The sequence below is a fragment of the Pseudomonas oryziphila genome (genome assembly GCF_003940825.1).
Taxonomy (GTDB): Bacteria; Pseudomonadota; Gammaproteobacteria; order Pseudomonadales; family Pseudomonadaceae; genus Aquipseudomonas; species Aquipseudomonas sichuanensis.
In genome coordinates this window covers 2,700,972-2,722,123 of the sequence record NZ_CP034338.1, presented here as the reverse complement: position 1 = coordinate 2,722,123, position 21,152 = coordinate 2,700,972, and the positions used below count along the sequence as shown (strand labels likewise).

The 21,152-nt window shown below is 64.9% G+C and carries 15 protein-coding genes; 11 read left to right on the top strand and 4 right to left on the bottom strand.

Going from position 1 to position 21,152, the window contains the following annotated elements; translation table 11 throughout:
- The first annotated feature begins 53 nt into the window (after positions 1 to 53).
- From EJA05_RS12675 to EJA05_RS12630, 10 genes are all read left to right on the top strand, one after another.
- Positions 54 to 1,673, top strand: coding sequence for an NADP-dependent glyceraldehyde-3-phosphate dehydrogenase (locus EJA05_RS12675; RefSeq protein ID WP_125858482.1), 1,620 nt, complete (start codon positions 54 to 56; stop codon positions 1,671 to 1,673).
- A 161-nt stretch (positions 1,674 to 1,834) separates the two neighbouring features.
- Positions 1,835 to 2,302 (top strand): VOC family protein, encoded by a 468-nt coding sequence (locus EJA05_RS12670; RefSeq protein ID WP_125463928.1) that lies wholly within the window; start codon positions 1,835 to 1,837, stop codon positions 2,300 to 2,302.
- An 87-nt stretch (positions 2,303 to 2,389) separates the two neighbouring features.
- Positions 2,390 to 3,586, top strand: a complete 1,197-nt coding sequence (locus EJA05_RS12665) for a hypothetical protein (RefSeq protein ID WP_125858481.1) — start codon at positions 2,390 to 2,392, stop codon at positions 3,584 to 3,586.
- A gap of 631 nt (positions 3,587 to 4,217) precedes the next feature.
- On the top strand, positions 4,218 to 5,549 hold the full coding sequence (locus EJA05_RS12660) for a hypothetical protein (RefSeq protein ID WP_125858480.1): 1,332 nt from the start codon (positions 4,218 to 4,220) through the stop codon (positions 5,547 to 5,549).
- A 20-nt stretch (positions 5,550 to 5,569) separates the two neighbouring features.
- Positions 5,570 to 7,810, top strand: coding sequence for an Ig-like domain-containing protein (locus tag EJA05_RS12655; protein WP_125858479.1), 2,241 nt, complete (start codon positions 5,570 to 5,572; stop codon positions 7,808 to 7,810).
- A 16-nt stretch (positions 7,811 to 7,826) separates the two neighbouring features.
- The gene (locus EJA05_RS12650) at positions 7,827 to 8,297 is read left to right on the top strand and encodes a curlin (protein WP_125858478.1); all 471 of its coding nucleotides are present in this window, start codon (positions 7,827 to 7,829) and stop codon (positions 8,295 to 8,297) included.
- 28 nt (positions 8,298 to 8,325) lie between these two features.
- Positions 8,326 to 9,771 (top strand): curlin, encoded by a 1,446-nt coding sequence (locus tag EJA05_RS12645; RefSeq protein WP_125858477.1) that lies wholly within the window; start codon positions 8,326 to 8,328, stop codon positions 9,769 to 9,771.
- Between the two features lie 115 nt (positions 9,772 to 9,886).
- A complete protein-coding gene (gene alkB / locus EJA05_RS12640) occupies positions 9,887 to 10,531 on the top strand; it encodes a DNA oxidative demethylase AlkB (RefSeq protein WP_125861306.1) in 645 nt (214 codons plus the stop codon).
- 79 nt (positions 10,532 to 10,610) lie between these two features.
- A complete protein-coding gene (locus tag EJA05_RS12635; protein ID WP_125858476.1) occupies positions 10,611 to 10,997 on the top strand; it encodes a VOC family protein in 387 nt (128 codons plus the stop codon).
- Between the two features lie 96 nt (positions 10,998 to 11,093).
- The gene (locus EJA05_RS12630) at positions 11,094 to 11,663 is read left to right on the top strand and encodes a hypothetical protein (RefSeq protein WP_125858475.1); all 570 of its coding nucleotides are present in this window, start codon (positions 11,094 to 11,096) and stop codon (positions 11,661 to 11,663) included.
- A gap of 130 nt (positions 11,664 to 11,793) precedes the next feature.
- On the opposite strand, the gene EJA05_RS12625 is transcribed toward EJA05_RS12630, so the two are convergent.
- From EJA05_RS12625 to EJA05_RS12610, 4 genes are all read right to left on the bottom strand, one after another.
- A complete protein-coding gene (locus EJA05_RS12625; protein ID WP_125858474.1) occupies positions 11,794 to 13,473 on the bottom strand; it encodes an MFS transporter in 1,680 nt (559 codons plus the stop codon).
- A gap of 228 nt (positions 13,474 to 13,701) precedes the next feature.
- Positions 13,702 to 14,481: an alpha/beta fold hydrolase gene (locus tag EJA05_RS12620; protein ID WP_125463918.1), complete on the bottom strand. Its 780-nt coding sequence runs from the start codon at positions 14,479 to 14,481 to the stop codon at positions 13,702 to 13,704.
- A 91-nt stretch (positions 14,482 to 14,572) separates the two neighbouring features.
- Positions 14,573 to 14,995: a VOC family protein gene (locus tag EJA05_RS12615; protein ID WP_125858473.1), complete on the bottom strand. Its 423-nt coding sequence runs from the start codon at positions 14,993 to 14,995 to the stop codon at positions 14,573 to 14,575.
- 48 nt (positions 14,996 to 15,043) lie between these two features.
- On the bottom strand, positions 15,044 to 15,970 hold the full coding sequence (locus EJA05_RS12610; protein ID WP_125858472.1) for an alpha/beta fold hydrolase: 927 nt from the start codon (positions 15,968 to 15,970) through the stop codon (positions 15,044 to 15,046).
- Positions 15,971 to 16,211: 241 nt separating this feature from the next.
- Here EJA05_RS12610 and EJA05_RS12605 point away from each other — a divergent pair, with 241 nt between their 5' ends.
- Complete coding sequence (locus EJA05_RS12605; RefSeq protein WP_190306060.1) at positions 16,212 to 21,149, top strand: dermonecrotic toxin domain-containing protein; 4,938 nt, start codon at positions 16,212 to 16,214, stop codon at positions 21,147 to 21,149.
- Positions 21,150 to 21,152: the final 3 nt, after the last annotated feature.

Genomic DNA, 21,152 nt, shown 5'->3' with positions numbered 1-21,152 from the left:
ATGCTCGGATGCTGAAGCGTTTCACCCAGCCAAATACAAGAGGTGCTAGCCCCATGGAACGTCTGCTCGACTCGCTGTTTCCCACCCCTGACGACATCCCCGCGCAATGGCGCCTGGGCGAGCCTCTGGTGCAACGCGACTACCTGGTGGCCGGTGAACTCAGGCACTGGGACGGCCCGCTGGCCACGGTGCACAGCCCGGTGTGGCTCAAGCACAGTGACGGCGAGCGCCAGGTGATCCTTGGCAGCGCCCCGCTGCTCGACGCCGACACCGCCCTCACTGCCCTGGACGCCGCGGTCCAGGCCTATGACAAGGGCCGCGGCGCCTGGCCGACGATGCGCGTGGCCGAGCGCATCCAGCATGTCGAAACCTTCCTGGCGCGCATGCGCGAACAGCGCACGGCAGTGGTCAAGCTGCTGATGTGGGAGATCGGCAAGAACCTCAAGGACTCCGAGAAAGAGTTCGACCGCACCTGCGACTACATCGTCGACACCATCAACGCCCTGAAAGACCTCGACCGCCGCTCCAGCCGCTTCGAGCTGGAACAAGGCACCCTCGGCCAGATCCGCCGCGCGCCATTGGGCGTGGCGCTGTGCATGGGCCCCTACAACTACCCGCTCAACGAAACCTTCACCACCCTCATCCCGGCATTGATCATGGGCAACACCGTGGTGTTCAAGCCAGCCAAGTTCGGCGTGCTGCTGATCCGCCCGCTGCTCGAAGCCTTCCGCGACAGCTTCCCGGCCGGGGTGATCAACGTTATCTATGGCCGTGGCCGCGAAACCGTCAGCGCCCTGATGGCCAGCGGCAAGATCGACGTATTCGCCTTCATCGGCACCCACAAGGCTGCCGCCGACCTGAAAAAGCTGCACCCACGCCCGCACCGCCTGCGCGCAGCGCTGGGCCTGGATGCCAAGAACCCCGGCATCGTGCTGCCCCAGGTCGATCTGGACAATGCCGTCGAAGAGGCGGTCACCGGCGCGCTGTCGTTCAACGGCCAGCGCTGCACCGCGCTGAAGATCCTGTTCGTTCATGAAGACGTGGTCGAGCCGTTCCTCGACAAGTTCCAGCGCAAGCTCGCCGCGCTCAAGCCCGGCATGCCCTGGGAGCCGGGCGTGGCGCTGACGCCACTGCCCGAGCCGGGCAAGCTCGACTACCTCGACGGCCTGGTGGCCGATGCCACCGGCAAAGGCGCGCGGGTGCTCAATGAAGGCGGTGGCCTCAGCCGTGGTTCGTTCTTCTACCCCGCCCTGCTCTACCCGGTCAGCCAGGACATGCGTGTCTACCACGAGGAGCAGTTCGGCCCGCTGGTGCCGGTGGTGCCCTATCGTGACCTGCAGACCGTGATCGACTACGTGCTCGATTCGGACTACGGCCAGCAACTGAGCCTGTTCGGCAACGACCCCGCCACCATCGGCGCGCTGGTCGACACCTTCGCCAACCAGGTTGGCCGCATCAATATCAATGCCCAGTGCCAGCGCGGGCCGGACACCTACCCGTTCAATGGCCGCAAGAACAGCGCCGAGGGCACGCTGTCGGTGCATGACGCGCTGCGGGTGTTCTCCATCCGCACGCTGGTGGCGACCCGGTTCCAGGAGGCGAACAAGGAACTGATCAGCGAGATCATCCGCAATCGGCAGTCGAGTTTCCTCACCACCGACTACATCTTCTGATCGACGCCCCGCCCCCGCGTTTGCATAACGCGGGGGCGGCGCGTTTTTTATAGGCAATCGATCTAAACCTCAGGTCGATTTCCTGCCCGCCTGTACGACTCTAAGTCACCACCGTGGCGCAACGCGCACATGGCCCACCCAGGTGAAAGGAGAGTACGCAAATGGCAGTCAAGCCCATCCCCGAAGGCCAGCACAGCATCACCCCCTACCTCGGCATCAAGGACGCCGCCAAGGCCATCGAGTTCTACAAGAAGGCCTTCGGCGCGGTCGAGATGTTCCGCCTTGAAGACCCCCAAGGCCGCGTCGGCCATGCCGAACTGAAAATCGGCGATTCCTCGCTGATGCTCGGCGACCCCTGTGACATGCCGAACACCCTCAAGCCGAGCCAGACCATCGAACATCCCGCCGTCGGCCTGCACCTGTACGTCGAGGACTGCGACAAGGTCTTCGCCCAGGCGATCGCCGCTGGCGCCCAGCAGCTGAGCGAGGTGAAGGACCAGTTCTACGGCGACCGCAGCGGCACCTTGAAGGATCCGTTCAACAACATGTGGTTCGTCTCTACCCACAAGGAAGACCTGAGCGTCGAGGAAATCCGCGCCCGCGCGGCGAAAATGTTCGGCGGCAATTGAGCTGCAAGCCTCAAGCTGCACGCTTCAAGTTGAATCCCACGCGGCTTTGCTTGAAGCTTGCAGCTCGTAGCTTGGAGCTGCCCCTCAATGCGAATCATCGAAAAATCCGCCGCGCAAGTGCGCAGCCTGACCGCCGCCGAAGAAGAGCTGCTGGTCGGCTTCGTCAACGGCACCCTCGCCGGCCCCCGACTGCTGCAGGCCAACCAGTGGCTGATGAAAGTGCGCGGCGCCAACCAGTGGCTGGCCTGCGACTGCCGCAAGGACGCCTTGCCGGTGCTCAACATCTCGTTGAACGGCAGCACCGGCACGCTGTTCCTGCGCAACAACCCCGACACCCCCGAGCACGCCCCCGGCTGCCCGTTCAGCAAGGATGAACGCGAAGCCGCCGAGCGTAGCGAGGAAGCCAACCAACCTGCCGCCTGGTTGGCCCCGGATACGCCCTTGCGGCTGATCGGCGACTACCGCCGTGCCGATGAGCGCGAAGCGAGCCAAGCCAGCCCGCGCACACCCGGCGAGCGCCGTGAACAGCAGCGCCTGCTGTCGCTGCTGCTGACCTGGATCGAGGCCAGCGGCCTGAACGTCTACGCCACCCACCTGAAGAAGGACCTCACCGCCCAGTTCGCCGAGCTGCGTGGCGTGGCCGCTCGCTACCCGTTGCTGGAGCGGGTGCCGGCCAGCAACTACCTGGAAACGCGGCTGGACATGAAGCACATGATGATGCTCAAAGCCCGCCTGCGCGAGGCCACGGTGTTCGGCAACCACCGCCGCCATGGCCTGCTGCTCGACTGCGTGGACCAGATCAAGGGGCGCAAGGTGATCAATGCGCGCAGCGAGGACGGCTTCGACTTCCAGGGCCACCACCAGTACTGGGGTGGCAGCCGCACCAGCGGCCCACTGCTGGCCCTGGCGCTGTATTCGCCGGCCACTGCCGGCAGCCACTTCTACGAAATGATCCACGTGGCCAGCGTGCCGGTGCTGTCGCGCGCACAGCTGTTCCCGGTGTACCGCGACGAGGAGCGCGAACCGCTCAAGGCGCTGGTGTCGCTGATCGACTGGATGGCCGGCAAAGGCGTGAAGGTGCTGATGCGTCGCCCGGTAATCGGCGGCCAGGTAATGGATGAACTGGTGCTCACCTCGGACCATGACCGTGTGTTGTCGGTGTCGTTGCTGGAGCAGCCGGTCGGCCCGGAGCCGGACACCGAGCATTTCAAGCGCTACGCCGACTTCAAGAGCCTGGAGACCTTCCGCAAGTACGTGGCCGGGTTCTTCATGCGCGAGCGCTGAAAGGCGCAGTAACAGCGCCCACCTCGATGTAGCGCCATGCCAACAAGGCGGACAGCGATGAAGCCACAGAAGTAACTGGCCCGAAACAAATGTGGGAGCTGGCTTGCCAGCGATGCGCCGCGCGGGCGGCGCTCGATTTCATAGGCGCTGCAAAAATACCTGCGAGCACTTGGCAGCCATCAAGCGATATCCCGACAAGCACTTAGTGGTCATCACCGAATACTAATTTTCAGGGCCAACAGTGTGGCGCCCAGCGCCCCCTGGGATCAGATGTGGGCCACCAGGTGCATGGCGACACTCTTGCAGCGCCCTCAAGATCGAGCGCCGCCCGCGCGGCGCATCGCTGGCAAGCCAGCTCCCACATCTGTTTCGGGCGATGTAGTCCTGTGAAAGAGGCGGCGCCCGCCTTGGTGCATGTCTGAAGACCTGTGAAGCATCGCCAGTGCACGCCCCGATTCCCCAAAGCTGGGGCCAGCTGCCCACCCGAGTTTCCCAGCATGTTGATGGCCATACAGGCTGCAGGCCCTGCCGTTAAAGGCTTGCAGAGCATCTCGATCAACCTGGCACAACACTTGCCGACTCCTCCCCAGACGCCCCAACCCATGGGCCCGTTTGCAGGAGGAATCGACTCATGCACCGACCGACACCCCGTCCGCTGGCCATCGCGATCGTCGCCGGCCTGCTCCAGCTACCGGCCCAGGCTGCGTTGTATGCGGTCGACCCCGGTCCCTACCCACCCGCGCCCGCAAGCGGCTTCCCAGCCTGGTATCAGGACAGCCATGGCCGCACCCTCGACCTGTGCCTGACCAAGGCCGTGAGTTCTCGGGTTGCCGGTGCGCCCGGCGCGCCAGCCTACATGTGCACGCTGTTGCCCACCCCCGGCGTGTTCGATGACACCCAACCCATAGTGTTCCCCACCAATTTCCCCGACGAAGCCTTCTGGTTCACCGCCGATGCCGCGATCGTCGACGCCGCCCGCGGTATCGACCTGAGCTTTGGCACGGCCATCGAAGCGGCATTCGCCGCCGAAGAGCCGATCGCCGGCGACCAGGTCAGCTTCGCCCGGGTGCGCATTCGCGTCGATGTCCCGGTGGCAGGCACCTATACCGTCACCCACCCCTATGGCGTCGAAGTGTTCGACGTGCCGGCTGGCGGGCGCCGGGCAATCAACATGACCCGCGACATCGGTATCGCCGGTGCGGGCGACTTCAGTGGCGCACTCAAGGGCGATGTCGGGCCGTTCCTGCGTAGCGTCAACGGCCCGTATACCGAAGGCAACGAACGCTTCATCGGCGACCCCAACCTGGACGAGCCGGTCACTGGCAGCCCCTTCAACACCAACTTCGTGCGCATCGAAGGCCCCAACGGCATCGACCTGCGCACCACGGTCTTCAGCGTGTCCGGCAAGCTGTCCGAGGTCAACCGGCCAACCCCGCTGATCCCGCAGCGCAGCACCTACTCCCGGCATACCGAAAACGGCAACCTGCGCGCCCAGCAGGATGTGTTCGTCATGGCGCCGCCGGCGCCGGCCACCGTCACCCTCAGCAGCCAGACCCCGGCACTGGCCTTGGGCGAAGCCAACGGCACCGGCAGCTGGTATGCCCAGTCCGTGCTCAACCCCACCCTGCCAGTGACCCTGCAGGTCACCGCCGACAACAGCCTGGCTATCGCCACCAGCACTCCGACCACCACGCCGATGCCCTTGACCGACCTGGTGGTGATCAGCCGCGCCGAATACAGCCTGGGCAGCGGCCAGCTGACCCTGGTGGCCAGCAGCAGCGACGAGACCAGCCCTCCAGCCCTGACCGCGCATACCGGCAACGGCGCGCTGATCGGCAACCTCAGCGGCAGCGGCGCGGTGAAATCCCTGACCACCGGGCTGACGCCGATACCACCGGCCACGGTGCAAGTCAGCAGTAGCCATGGCGGCAGCGACAGCGAACCCGTGGTGCTGGTGCCATGAACAGACTTCCAGGAGGCAGCATGAATACTTGGTCACGCCGGGCGCTGTGCGCCGCCGGTTTCAGCCTCAGCGTGAGCAGCGCGGCCTGGGCCGTGCTGACCGAGGTCGACCCGGGCCCCTACACCTTCGCCACCGGGGGCTACCCCATGTGGTACAAGGACGCCACCAACCTGTCGCTGGAGCTGTGCCAGTCGCGTGCCACCAGTACCCGCTTCCCCGGTGCGCCAGGCGCCCCGGCCTACATGTGCACCCTGCTGCCGGAGCCTGGGGTCTATGACGACACCTTGCCGCTGGTGTTCCCCGACAACTGGCCGCCCGAGATGTTCTGGTTCCTCGCCGAGACCTCGATCCCTGCAGTAGGCAACAGTGGCTACGAGCTGGAAGTCTATGTGGCCGGCGTAGAGGCGGCCTTCGCCGCCGAAAACCCGGTCGACGGCGACCAGCAGAGCTTCGCCCGCATCCGCATCCGCGCCTCGATACCCACCGCAGGCACCTACACCATCACCCACCCCTACGGCGTGGAAACCGTCACCGTCGCCGCCAACCAGGTGGGCCGCCGCGCGGTCAACATCACCCGCGACATCGGCATCGGTGCCCCAGGCAACTTCAGTGGTGCGCTAAACGGCAACATCGGCCCGTTCCTGCGCGGTGTCGGCGGCCCGTACACCGAAGTCAATCCGGACACCGGCGCCACCGAAACCTTCGTCGGCGACCCCAACACCACCGAAGCGGTGACCGGCAGCCCGAACAACACCAACTTCGTGCGCATCCAAGGCCCGGCGGGCACGATCCAGACCAACGTCTTCACGGTCTCCGGCAAGGTCCTCGACCAACGCGCCCAGACCCCGGTCACCCTCGAGCGCGCCACCTATTCACGTAGCGGCGTCGGCACCCGCGTCGAAGTCTTCGCCAAGGCCCCGAACACCGCCAGCGTATGCATGCGCAATGGCCTGGCGCTGGTCGGCTCGCCACCCTCGCCCTGCCAGTTCAACCTGCTGCCAGACAACAACGGGCTGTTCTTCAGCCAGCAGTTGAGCCAGGCCGCGCCACCGCCGGTGGTGGTGGTCACCGCCAGCAGCAGCGGCGGCACCACCAAACCCACCGCCGTGTCGAGCAAGCTCAGCGACGTGGTACGGGTCACCAACGCCCGCTACGACTGGGTCACCAAGCGCCTGCTGGTCGAGGCCCGCTCCAGCGACGAGGTGGCAGTGCCAGACCTGGTGGTGCAGGGCTACGGGCGCATGTCCAAGGCCGGCGTGCTGCAAAGCCTGACGGTCAACGATCTGAACCAGCCACCCGCCAGCATCACCGTCAAGTCCGCCCATGGCGGCAGCGACGTCGAGCCGGTGGTGGTGGTCGGCAACGCGCCGATCTCGGCCGGCAACCAGCCGCCGCTGGCCCAGGCCGACAGCGGCAGCACCAGTGTCGGCGTCCCGGTCACCCTCAACCTGCTGGCCAACGACAGCGACCCGGACGGCAACCTGCCATTGACCATCAGCGACCTCACCCAACCCGGCACCGGCCTGGGCGGCGTGGTGATGAACGGCACCACTTCCGTTACCTACACACCACCGGCCGGCGCAACCAGCCCGCTGGTGGCGACCTTCAGCTACCGCGCCATGGATGCCAAGGGGCTGAAGTCGGACCCGGCCACGGTAACCGTCAACGTCGCGCCCAACCGGGCACCCACGGCAGTGGCCGACAGTGTCGCCACCCTGGGCGTTCCCCTGACCATCGACGCCCTGGCCAATGACACCGACCCGGAGGGCAACCTGCCGCTGACCATCGCCAGCGTCACCCAGCCGATCCCGGCCGGGCGCGGCACGGTGAGCACCAACGGCAGCACCATCACCTACACGCCCCCGGCCACGGTCACCGCAGCGTTCAGCACCACCTTCACCTACATCGCGCGTGACTCGATCGGCGCCCTGTCCACCCCTGGCACGGTCACCGTGCAGGTGTCGCCACGGCCACCCCAGGAGACCTTCGCGGTCACCGCGGCAACGGTCACGGCCCGCTCCAACAACCGCTACAACTGGGACATCAGCGGCACCTCATCGGTGACCACCGGCAACACCATCACCGTACGGGTGACCACCACCACCGGCGTGCAGACCCTGGGTACCACCACCGTGCCGGTCACCGGCCGCTGGCGCCTGGCCGTCAGCAACAGCACCACGGCGGTACCGACGGCGGCGCCTACGGCAACCGTGACCAGCAGCCAGGGCACCACGCGCACCGTCAACGTGGTGGTGCAGTAAGCCAAAGGAGCGCGCCATGAAACGCCTGTCCCCGCTGCTGCTGTGCCTGGCCCTGAGTGGCCAGGCCTGGGCCGACGATCTGATGGACAACGCCGACCTCGCGGCCGGCAACGACCTGGGCGAGCCGCTGGTGCTGCGGCTGCTGCCCAGCGCTGCCGGCCAGGTGGCGGTGATCGAGCAGCAGGGCAACGGCAACCGTGCCGCCCTCGACCAGAACGGTGTGGCCCTGCTGGGCCAGATCGTCCAGGCCGGGGGCGCGCAGGAGGCGTACATCCTGCAGCAAGGCAGTGACCTGATGGCCTCGATCAACCAACAGGGCTACGGCAACAACGCGTCGATCCGCCAGAACGGCAGCGGCAACACGGCCGCCATCGAGCAGATCGGCAACCACAACACCGCCACCATCGAGCAGAGCGGCACGGGGCTGACCAGCGCCGTGACCCAGGCCGGCAATGGCCAGCAAGTGCACATCACCCAATACCGTTAACGCCATCGAAACCGCAGGAGGCTTCACCATGTACAAGCTCGCCCCCCTGAGCGCCGCCATTGTCCTGGCGCTGGCCGGCCAGGTCATGGCCGACGACAGCACTTCCACCCAGTCCCAGCAAGGCAACAAGAACATCGCCGAAGTGAAACAGACCCAGGCCTCGTACGCCTCGGCCAGCCAGAGCCAGACCGGCCGCGACCACAACCACATGGCCGTGCAGGACAACAGCACCAGCGATATCCAGCAGATCGCCACCGGTTCGCTCAACGCCGGCTACGCCGAGCAGCTGTTCGAAAACGGCAGCCAGATCACCCAGATGTCCGGCGGCACCCTCAACGACGCCTTCGCCAGCCAGTCAGTGGGCGAGAACAACCAGGCTCTGCAGATGCAGGAAGGCACCGGCAACCGCTCGGTGATCTGGCAGGACACCCAACTCGGCAGCCAGGCCACCACCCAGCAATCGGGGCAGCGCAACGACGCCACCATCGAGCAACTGTTCGGCGGCAGCAACAACCGCAGCCTGATCAACCAGAGCGGCAACGACAACCAGGCCGCCGCCGAGCACCTCACCCACCAGGACGGCGACATCGCCATCTACCAGCAGGGCCGGGAAAACTGGGCCTACGGTGACCAGCGCAACGGCTTCGGCGGCACCATCGGCATCGACCAGTACGGCACCGGCCATTCCGTGGAGGTGTGGCAGGACAACCAGACCGCCAGCCAGGCCAGCGTCTACCAGACCGGCCAGCTCAACGAAGGCTACATCGACCAGAGTTTCGGCGAGGGCAACAGTGCCACCCTGAGCCAGAACGGCCGCGCCAACGCCAGCTGGTCGGACCAGTTCGAGACCAACCAGTCGGTGACCAGCATCACGCAGACCGGCAACAACAACCTGCACTTCACCTACCAGACCGGTGACAACCACAGCCTGACCATCACCACCCAGGGCAACGGCAACAAGATCCTGGCCAGCAACTGGAAGGGCGAGAAATCCGGTGGGCAGTTCGGCAACGACCAGCGCGCCGAGATTCGCCAGGTGGGCAATCAGAACAGCGTCAACCTCAACCAGAAGGACACCGGCCAGTTCGCCAAGCTGAGCCAGAACGGCAACCGCAACACCATGGAGACCAAACAGGCCGATACCAACAACGAGCTGTATTTCGAGCAGAACGGCAGCGACAACCTGCTGATTGCCGACCAGCGCGGTACCGCCAACTACGCCGAAGGCATTTCCGCCGGCAACGGTGGCATCGTCAACATCGACCAGTCCGGCAGCGGTAACCAGAGCTACACCTACCAGCTGTACGGCAGCGGCAACCAGGCCACCATCAAACAGACCGACGGCGTCAACGTCGCCTACGTGACCCAGGGCGGCAACGGCAACCAGGCCTTCGTCGACCAAGCCGGTGCCAGCCAGACCGCCAGCATCACCCAGTACGGCAACACCAACATGGCCACCGTCACCCAGCACTGACCCGCTCCCCCTTTGAACTGCGGTGTCCGCTCTCCCTGGCGCCGCGGTTCCTTTTTCCCTCACCTGGCAACAGCGCTACACTGGCCGCCTGTCCTGCCTGCTCGGCCGCCACCTGATGATCCAGTCCGACCTCGACCTGTTCGGCTCCCAGCCACAACGCCTGGCCAGCCATACCGTGCTGCTGCCCGACTTCGCCCTGGGCGAGGTCGAAGCCCTGCTCGATGCCTTGCGCCCGGTGCTGCGCGCCGCACCCTGGCGCCACATGCACACCCCCGGCGGCCAGCGCATGGCGGTGGCGCTGAGCAACTGCGGGGCGCTGGGCTGGGTCAGTGATGAGCGCGGCTACCGCTACAGCCCGCTCGATCCCTTAAGCGGCCAGCCCTGGCCGGCCCTGCCAGCGGTATTGCTGGCACTGGCCGGGCGCGCTGCCGCGCTGGCCGGGTTCGACGGCTTCGTGCCGGACGCCTGCCTGATCAACCACTACCTGCCCGGCACCCGGCTGAGCCTGCATCAGGACCGTGACGAGCGCGACTTCGGCCAGCCGATCGTGTCGATTTCACTGGGGTTGCCCGCGGTGTTCCTGTTCGGCGGGCTGCAACGCGCCGACCGCGCGCAGCGAATCGCGCTGAACCATGGTGACGTGCTGGTCTGGGGCGGCGAGGACCGCCTGCGCTTTCACGGCGTGCTGCCGATCAAGCCCGGCGTGCATCCTCGACTGGGGGAGCGGCGCATCAACCTGACTTTGCGCAAGGCCGGGTAAGGACTTTACGGCCCGCGCTGGTCAAAGCGCAGCGACCGTCTTTACTTGCTGTAACACCCACCCACATCGGTGTGCGCCTATGAAGATCGTGGTCACCAGCATCCTCGTCGACGACCAGGCCAAGGCCTTGTCGTTCTACCACTACGTGCTCGGCTTCGAGCCCAAACACGATGTCCCCATGGGCAAGCATCGCTGGATCACCCTCACCTCCCCCAACGACCCCAACGGTGTCGAGCTGCTGCTCGAACCCGATGCCCATCCGGCAGCCAAGGCCTACAAGACCGCGCTGAAGCAGGATGGAATCCCGGCCACCTCGTTCGGCGTACGCGATATCCAGAGCGAATACACCCGGCTGTGCAAGGCCGGCGTGCAGTTCACCCAGCCACCCACGGATGTGGGGCCGGTGACTGTGGCGGTATTCGACGATACCTGCGGCAACCTCATCCAGATCGCGCAACGTCACTGACCCCGACGCTATCGGGCAACGCCGCGGTGGCGTCGCCCTTGCTCGCTCCGCTACATTGCTCGATCCCGCTCAGCGCAGCCACAACAAGGAAAAACCATGCGCTATGAATTCAGCGAGGTCCTCAACGACCTGGTCGACTATTTCCTGCTCGGCGACATTCAACTGCTGGAGCACTTCAAGCACGAACACGATCTGCCCGATGACCTGGCGCGCGCCTTCACCACCGGAGACAGTGGCGACCTGGCGGTGCACGAGGGCGTGATCCTGCCTTTGGCCGGTATCGACAACCTGCCTTACCGCATCCTGTTCACCCTCGACCAGGGCACCCCGGCCCTGCTCGAACCGGGCAGCCGCCTCAAGCACCGCCGTAGCGGCCATGTGCTGCGGGTGGAGAACCGCGCACTGATGCTGTTCACCTGGCGCGTGCTGCAGCATTTCACCAACAAGACCCTCGGTGACCTGCTGGCCCGCTACCAGGAGCCAGGGCGACCGATCATCGAGCTGGCCAACGGCTTGTATGAAGTGGAGGTGCTGGCGGGGGCGCTGGTGCGCGATGGGCTGTACGAGCCGGCGTTCGAGTTCGTATTGAAGAAGACTTACAGCCACGCCGGCAACGCCGAGGTCGATACCGGCTATCGCTACAGCCTGCGCGGGTATTTCGACTGAGTGGATGCCATCGCGGGGCAAGTCGCATCGGCGCACCGCCGCTCCCACGTTTTATCCGGACTTGCGGGAAGTCCGCAACGTGGGAGCGGCGGTGCGCCGATGCGACTTGCCCCGCGATGATGTTGGCCCATCACGTGTGGGTGATATCCCGGTCCTTGGTTTCCGGCAGGAAGAAGGTGCCCAGCACCGCCGTCATCACCGCAATCACGATCGGGTACCAAAGCCCGTAGTAGATATCCCCGGTGGCCGCCACCATGGCGAAGGCCACGGTCGGCAGGAAGCCGCCGAACCAGCCATTGCCGATGTGGTACGGCAGCGACATCGAGGTGTAGCGGATGTGCGCCGGGAACAGCTCCACCAGCCAGGCGGCGATCGGCCCGTAGACCATGGTCACGTAGATCACCAGGATGGTCAGTAGCAGCAACACCATCGGGTAGTGGATCTTCGCAGGGTCGGCTTTTTCCGGGTAACCGGCCTCTTTCAACGCCGCGCCCAAGGTGCCGGTGAAGGCGTCGTTCTGCGCCTTGAAGTCCGCCGTCGCCAGGCTGCGGCCATCGAAGCTGGGCAACACCCGCTCGCCAATGCGCACCTGAGCCACGCTGCCGGGCTCGGCGGCCTGGTTTTCGTAGGGGATGGCGCGCTTGGCCAACAGGCTCTTGGCGATGTCGCACGAGCTGGTGAAACGGGCCTTGCCCACTGGGTCGAACTGGAACGAACACTGCGCAGGGTCGGCAACCACCACCACCGGGTTCTGCTCCTGGGCGACGAACACGTCCGGATTGCCGTACTCGGTCAGGCCTTTGAAGATCGGGAAGTAAGTCAATGCGGCCAGGATGCAGCCCGCCATGATGATCGGCTTGCGGCCGATGCGATCGGACAGGCTGCCGAACAGGATGAAGAACGGCGTGCCGATCAACAGCGACCCTGCGATCAGCAGGTTGGCGGTCTGCGGGTCGATCTTGAGCATCTGCAGCAAGAAGAACAGCGCGTAGAACTGCCCGGTGTACCACACCACCGCCTGCCCGGCGGTACCGCCGAGCAGCGACATGATCACCACCTTGAGATTGTCCCAACGGGCGAACGACTCGGTCAGCGGCGCCTTGCTCGCCTTGCCTTCGGCCTTGATCTTGAGGAACACCGGTGACTCGTTGAGCTGCAGGCGGATATACACCGAAATCGCCAGCAGCAGGATCGACAACAGGAACGGCACTCGCCAGCCCCAGTCCTCGAACACCTCGCTGCCCATGAGTGTGCGGCAGCTGAGGATCACCAGCAGCGACAGGAACAGCCCGAGGGTGGCGGTGGTCTGAATCCACGCGGTGAAGAAGCCGCGCCGTCCTTTCGGTGCATGTTCCGCCACATAGGTGGCCGCGCCGCCGTACTCACCGCCCAGCGCCAATCCCTGCAGCAGGCGCAGGGTGATCAGGATGACCGGCGCCGCCACGCCGATGGTGGCGTAGTTGGGCAGCAAACCGACGATCGCGGTGGACAGCCCCATGATCACGATGGTGATGAGGAACGTGTGCTTGCGCCCGATCATGTCACCCAGCCGGCCGAATACGATCGCGCCGAACGGCCGCACGGCAAAGCCGGCAGCGAACGCCAGCAAGGCGAAGATGAACGCAGTGGTTTCGTTTACCCCGGCAAAGAAGTGCTTGGCAATGATCGCCGCCAGCGAGCCATAGAGGTAGAAGTCGTACCATTCGAACACGGTGCCCAGCGAAGAGGCGAAGATGACCTTGCGCTCTTCCCGGGTGATGCCACGTTGGGGCGCGCTACTGCCCGTGGATGCGCTGTCGAGGACCGCCATGGGTCGCCTCCGTGAAGATCAGGTAGGCCAGGTTGCTCAACAGGTTGCAACGCGCGCACCCAGGCCATAGGGCTTACAGGTTGCGGCGAAGCACGACGGGGCGTTGCCCCGGATCGCGGCAAGGTAATCAAAAGCATAATCGGCTTTGCCGGGATATCCATTCGCCTGCAGGGTGCGTGGCTGAACGGGCCACGCAGACGGATAAGCATTGCGCTTGGGTGACGAGGTTCAGCCGAGAAAACGCAGCACTTCCTTGAGCACCTGGTCGGCCTGCTCGCGATGGGGCACATGCCCGCAATCAGCCAGCACCCGCATTCGGCTCGGGCCGCCTGCCAGGCGTGTAAAACGTTCGGGGTGGGCCAGGCTACCGAACTCGTCGTTGTCGCCGTGCAGGCTGAGCAGCGGGCAACGCAGCTGCGCGAGCAAGCCGTCGAGGTGCCAGTCGGCGAAGTCGGCCGACAACCAGTTGTCGACCCAGGCACGCAGCACCCATTCGGCCTTGTCGCCGTGGTAACGCGCCAGGCGTTCGAGCTGCCCTGGTTCGGCGAACTGGCGATCGGCGGCGCGGATACCATCGAGGGTACGGGCTTCAACGAAGGCCTGGGCCGATTCGGTCACCAGCCCCCGGCAATGCTCGGCGAAGGCCGCAGCGCAGCCGACCGCCATGCCACCGCCGACGCTGTGGCCGAAGACGATGAAGTCGTCGATGGCCAGTTGCCTGCGCAGCGCAGCAAAACCCTCGTGCGCCTCGGCCTCGACGAAACCCCGGCGCAACTGACCGGGGTGCGCGGCGGAACGCCCGAAGCCCAGGCGGTCATAGGCGATCACCCGGTGCCCGCTGGCCTGCGCCAGCTGCGCGGGGAAATCGCGCCAGAGCGCTACGCAGCCCAACGAGTCATGCAGCAGCACGATAGGCACGCCCTGCGCAGTCGCAGGCAACCAGCTTTCGGCATGCAGCGTGCCCGCAGGCGTGTCGATCGAATGTTGGGTGTGAGTGATGTCCGTCATCGTCCAGGTGCCAGGCTGTTCAGCGAAGCTGAGCATGCTAAGCCAGGTCTCGGCGTGGCGCGAGGGCGAAATCGGCTGAACGCCGGGCCATTCAGGCCGTCGCGGCCACGCACGGGCCCTTGAGCTCGACCCGGTTGCCGTCGGGGTCGAAACAGTACAACGACAACCCTTCGCCTTCGGCGCCATAACGTTTTTCGGCCGCTTCAACGCGCACCCCTGCCCCCTGCAGGTAATCACTGAGCGCCTGTTCATCGAAAGGTTCGACCCGCAGGCACAGGTGGTCCAGATTGTGCCCTTGACGGCCAGGTGCCGGGCCGCCCTTGAGCCCCAGAGGGCCATCGACCGCCACCAGGTCGATCATGCTGCTGCCGGCGGCCAGGTGGATCATCCCCAGCGACTCGCGCTCACGACTGACCGGGCAGCCAAGCACGTCACGATAGAAGGCCAGGCTGCGCGGCAGGTCGCTGACACGCAGCACGATGTGGTCGATATGCAGGATGCGCGAAGGCAACATGGCGGCACTCCATGAAAGGGCGTCTGTGCACCTTAGCAGGGCCAGCACTCATTCGTTGACCAAGCGCAGCAATCCGCCTTTTTCGTGCCGCGCCAGGGTGCGCAGGATCTGCTGCGCCAGCGCCTGGCCCGGCGCCTGCAGATGGAAGTGGTGCCCCCCTGGGTGCCAGGTCACCCGCGCCTGCCCAGGCAGCGCCGCCCGGCGCCGGTCGAAGCCATCGCCCGCGAAAGCGCCCTGCTGCCCCAACAGCAGATACAACGGGCAACGGATCTGCTGCAGAAGCTCGCAAGCCTCGCGCTCGGTCAGCGGCATGGGCTCGGGCAGGTCCAGGCGCGGATCGTGGCGCCAACAATAGCCGTCACCCACCTGCAACAGGTCGCGTTGCGCCATCAGCCGAGCGGCCGACGCGCAAAGCCCCCCCTGCCAGTTGCTGCGGCATTGCCCCAGGGCCTGCTCAAGGTTGTCGAAAAGCTGCGGCCGCGAGGCGGCAAAACCCTGCTGGCGACTGCGCAACAGCAGACGCTTGAGCCGCATGGCGCGCGCCATGTGCTCGACTCGCTCGCCTTCGGCCACGGTGAACGGTGCGCCCATGCCGTCGAGAAACTGCATGCTGGCGATGGCGCTGGTCAGCGCCGCGAGAATCGAGGCGATCCCCGTGCCCATGCCATGCGCCAGCACATGGAAACGCGACAGCCCCAGGCTGTCGACCACTGCCAGCAGGTCTTCGGCGTGCTCCCACAGGTAGTAGCCGCTGTCGTCGCGACGGTGGTCGCTGCGACCATGCCCAACCAGGTCGGGCGCCACCACGAAGCAGCCGTCGAGCAACGGCGCCAGGCGCTCGAACGAAGCGGCATTGTCCAGCCAGCCATGCACGGCCAATACCGGGATACCGTCCTCCGGCCCCCAGATGCGCACCGCAACCTCGATACCGTCGAGATCGAGCAGATGATCCTTGGCATTGGCGGACGTCCCCATCACTTCGCTCCCTGGCAGGGCCCGGGGCCATGCCCAGGGCCAGATCCTCCGGCACCGCAGGGTGCCCCACGCCCACCTTCGCGCACACCGAAGCTCAGGATTGGCCTGCTGACGACCGTGACGTGCGCGCCAACGACCGTATCTGCCCGGTAACGACATACCGACCGTGTGAACTATGTACCGCCTGGCTTGCAGCCATGCGGTGTTGGATGGAACCCCCAAAAAAACTTCAGGAATGAACATGGAAACCCCAGCCACCCCTTATCACCAGCAACAAATCCTGAACGGCATACCGGACTGGACCCGTCAACTGCACCCAAAGCACATCAACCGCCTGATGCGCCACGCTCACAACGAGCACATCCAGGAAAACGGGCAACCCACCCCATGGTTCAGCACGGCATCAGCGGACCATCAATTGCAACTGCGCGAGGCCATCCGCCAGCGCACCGTCAGTCGTAAGCGCCTGGCGCAAGCGCTGAGCGAACTGCAGACATTGCCGCAGTTCTGCGACCCCCTGCTCAAGAATGCGCTGCACATCAATGTGCCGCTGACCGAGGCGCAGTATTGCTACCAGCCATTCGAGATGGTTCGCACAGGCGACCTGGAGAACGTGCCGGGATTGGAAGAGCTGGGTCTGCCAGGAGGCGCCTACCAACCGCAGTGGATCGCCGAACCAGTCGGCACCCCGGTCACGCGCAGCCTGCTCGAAGCAGCCATGCACAATTTCGAAGGCATGAGCGAAGTCGGCCCGTTCAGTACCTTGCAAGTCAGCCCCCGCGACCCTGCCAGCGTACCCGGCCTGAGCGTCACCAGTTTCGTCACGCGCTGCCGCAAGCTAGACCTGGGCAAGCGCTACCAGACGCATCTGGAGAGCGTGTTCGACGGCACGCGCAAGGGGCAGGTGCGAGCAGCATGGGTCAACGCACAGCGCGCCGAGCTGACCGTACAGGCACTGATCGCGCTCATCCGCAACCGCGTCACGCAGTTGGGCTACGAGGCGCTGCGCTACTTCTGTACCGAAGGCGCGACGCCCCGCTATGGCAGGCATCCCATCACCGTACGTAGCCTCAAGGTGCTCGGGATGCAGGTCAACGACGCAATGCTGCTCGGGCCGGCCACCTCGACCGATCAGAACGTGATCGCCTACCTGCCTTTCGACGATGACTGCCCGCTCCAGGAGTTCACCAGCCTGGAGAAACTGACCAACCACTTGATCGATCGTCTGCGCAACAAAGACTATCGCCAGCGGTTTCTGGAACACATAGGGCAAGGTGATCGCCCCAAAATGGGCGTTGAGCTCGACAAGGCGTTGCTCAAAACTGCCGTCGTGGTTTCGCCGCCGCCGGGACGCTTGCCTACCGGCATTCGCCCCGTGAACCCACCGGACTTGGGTATTCGCGAGCGGCAAATCACCGCCCCGTACTGGGACAATCTGTACGACGCTCATGTTCTCGCTCTCAAGGACAATGCCCGGGCAATCGCGGTACCCACCGCCGATGCCGACGCCAAGGCCCGCCAGGCGCTCCTGGATTCGTGGGAAGAACTTGGGATGAACGTGCTCAATGTCGCCGCCCTGTTCGTGCCGGGGCTCGATGTCGTCATGCTGGGTGTGTTTGCCGTACAGCTGATGGGGAACATCTTTCATGCCTTCGAGGCCTGGCAAGAGGGCGACTACGCCGAGGCAGTGGCACAGGTCGAGTCATTGGCCCTCACCGCGGCCAGCGCCGTGGTGATCGGAACCGCCGCCAAGCTGATCAAATCCTCCGGCTTCGTCGACTGGCTGGAAACAATCACTATCGAGGGCAAGGAGAAGTTGTGGCACCCGCAACTGACCGCCTACCGTAGCCAGGTGGTGATACCTGCCGAACTGAAGCCGAACGATCAAGGCTTGTACAAGCTCGACGACCAGGACTTCGTCCGTCTCGACGGTGAAACCTTCGAAGTGCAAAAGAACACGAATGGGCATTGGGAATTGCTCCACCCGCAAGACCCGACCGCCTACCGGCCAGCCCTGCACGGCAATGGCAAGGGTGCCTGGCGCCTGGCGCACGAGCGCGTTACGGACTGGCCAACGCCGAAATTGCTGCGTCGCCTGGGGCCCTCCACCGACCTGTTGAGCGACGCCGACCTGCTCGCCGTGCTCGACTGTACAGGCCTCGACCGTGGAACACTGGAGTCCGTGCTCGCCGACGGTGAGCCGCTACCGACACTCCTTGAAGATGCCTTGTTGCGCCTGAGCAAGGATTTTGAGGCCGACGACATCATCGCCCGCACTCGGGACGGTCGGCCATTGGCCGCCTACAAGAGCTTTGCCGCATCCGCCCTCAGCAGCCTGGCTGGTTGGCCCGAAGACGTTCTGATCAAGGTGTACGATGGCCCCGAACCCTGGGGCAACGTCACCCGATATGGGCGTGACCGGTTGGGTGACCGGGAAATTCCGTTGACCCGCTCCGATCTGGACAGGGGCGACCTGGCGCGCATTGTCCTCGACCACCTCGACGAGGCCAGCCTTGCCAGGCTGCTGCCCGAGGGCACGACAGCCGGGCAACGCCAGCAGGCGCTACAGGACCTGTTGGCCGATCACCTCCTTGCCCAGCGTCAACATCTGTTCGACAGCCTCTACCTTGGCCTGCGTTCGCCACTGAGCCCGGCAGCCCAGGTATTGGGCAAGCAATTCCCAACGCTGCCGCAGAACACCCTCGAGGATATCGTCGGTGCAACCCGCAGCACAGAACGCGCCCGCTTGCTCGCCGAACGAGTGCCGCTGCGAGTCGCTGAACAGGCACGCGGCCTGCAGGCGCGCGTACGCATGGACCGTGCGCTGCTGGGCCTCCATCGGCCAACCCTGGAGAATGCCGATAGCAGGCTAATCCGCAAAAGCCTGCTGACCCAGCATCCCGAGTGGACCGCCAAGCAGGTGCTCAAAGCTGCGCTGGCCGACCGCTCCGGCATGTCGCGATTGCTTGGCCAGCAGGCCATCCGGGCGAATTTCCGCCCGCCCATGCGCCTGAGCGACGGACGCCTGGGTTACCCGCTGAGCCCGTGGGGCTCGGGCTCCAAGCTGAAAAGCGAACTCAAAGGGCTTTTTCCGGCGCTGAACGATAGGCAAATGGGCGAGCTGCTGGCCACCCTGCGCAGCCGAGGGGACGTCCCCAGCCAGATAAAAGCCATGGCTCAGGAAATCACCACGCTGCGCACGCAACTGGCGCAATGGGTGGAGCAAACTGCTGAAAACGGGCAGCGAAATACCCAGCAAATAGCCCACGAACTGATTCGTTGCTGGCATCGCCTCGATGGCAATACGCTCGAGCTGGCCAACCTGGACGCCGCTATCATCGAGCTGCCCGCCATGTCCGCTCGCTTTGACCATATCACCACGTTCAGCCTGGACAACGTCAACCTCGCCAATATTCCCCGAGACTTACTACAGTCGTTCCCCTCGCTCGAGCGGTTGCATATCCAAAGCAGTCCAAACCTGCAAGCCTCGTCGCTATTCGAGGCCCTGCAACATGCCCCGAAGCTTCGCGAGCTGCATGTTGAAGGCTGCCTGCTATTGGAACTGCCAGGCTCCGCGCGAGAGGTGTTGCCAGAGCTCACCGAGCTCGAAGCGCTTTCGCTAAGGCGCAACGAGCTGACCCTGAGCGTCGCAGATCTGCTGGCATTGGCCAAGCTGCCGAAGCTCTCCAAACTGGACCTTTACCGCAACGACATCACCCTGGATGCCGCGAGGGCGCCCCTCTTCGCTGACATACGGCGGTTGCGCGAGCTGAACCTGGGTGGCAATCCGCTGCGGCTCAGCCCTGACCTGTCGAGAATGATCAGCTTGCAGACTCTGAACCTGGAACACTGCGAACTGAGCGCCTGGCCGACCGGGCTGAACAACTTGATGGAAAACGAAATCGGCGTGTTGCGCCAGGTAAACCTGAGCAACAACCGGATCGCGACTGTCCCCGATCCAGATGCGCTGCTGCGCACGCACTTCATGCGCAACCTGCGTTTCCACCTGGAGGGTCAACAACTGCTGCTCAACTACAACCCGCTGAACACTCGGTTGCGAGAGCGCTTGACCAGGGTTGGCGTTGCGGCAGAGGCAGATCTGGAGCAGGCCGACGCGCAACAGGTTAATTGGCGGGAAACCGCCAGCGCGCAGGAGCAGGAAACTTGGGACAACCTGTTCGGCGATGACCAATACCCCGACTTGCGCCAGGCCATCGAACTGGTGGGCATGTCCCGTGCTGCGCAGGAGAACACCTCGGCGCTTGCCGAACAGATCTGGCAACTGCTGGCGCGTGCAGCCGAAGATACGCAACTGCGCGAGCGCCTGAATGAGGTTGCCGGGACCTTTCCGGTCACCTGTGGCGATGCCGGCGCCGATGCCTTCGGTACCTTGCAGATCGAAGTCATGGCCTACGACCGGGCCGACGGCCAACCGAATGCGACCCCAAAACTGTTCGACTTCTTCCGTAGCCTCTACCGACGGGACCAGGTCAACGAACTGGCCATGGACATCCGCAACGCGCGGGAGAACAGGCGCACCGGCCTGCTTGAGCGACGTCACTGGGAGGCACAGCCAGCTGCCGAGCGCGGCAAGGCGCCGACCCTGCCCGCACTGTATCGCTCCGACACCATCACCGATGCCATGCTGCTGGATGAGCTCGGGATTGGCCTGGACCTGATCGAGATCCGGCTGACCTTGCGCAGCGAACTGGCAAAGGAACTCGACTTCCCTGAGCTGCAGCCGAAAATGCTGTACCGCGACATAGCGAAAATCGATGGCCCCTTGTCCATCAGGGTGGAAGAAACCGTCCGCGAGCGCGACGCCGACCTACAAGGTCGCCGTCAGGCAGTATCGCGCCACTCCAGTTGGCGCAGGCTGCTGCGCGCACAGTATCAGGCACGTTTCGATGGGTTGCGAGAGCGCTGGGACGCAGGTTTGGATTACCTCGAATCGTGCTTGGACAACAGCGACCTGCAAGGCACTCTGGAGCAACCAGTGGTCGAGGCGCTGACCAGCGCCCTGGGCGAGAGCCCGCTCGATGCGCAAGAGCAGCCCAGGCGCCTGGCGATCGACGAAGGCCAGTATGTAACGGGCATGCAGCGCATGGCCCTGGGCTTGGAGAACGACGAGGACGGCCTGTACCTCGAGCTGACCACCCCCCTGGACAAAGGCAACTGACCC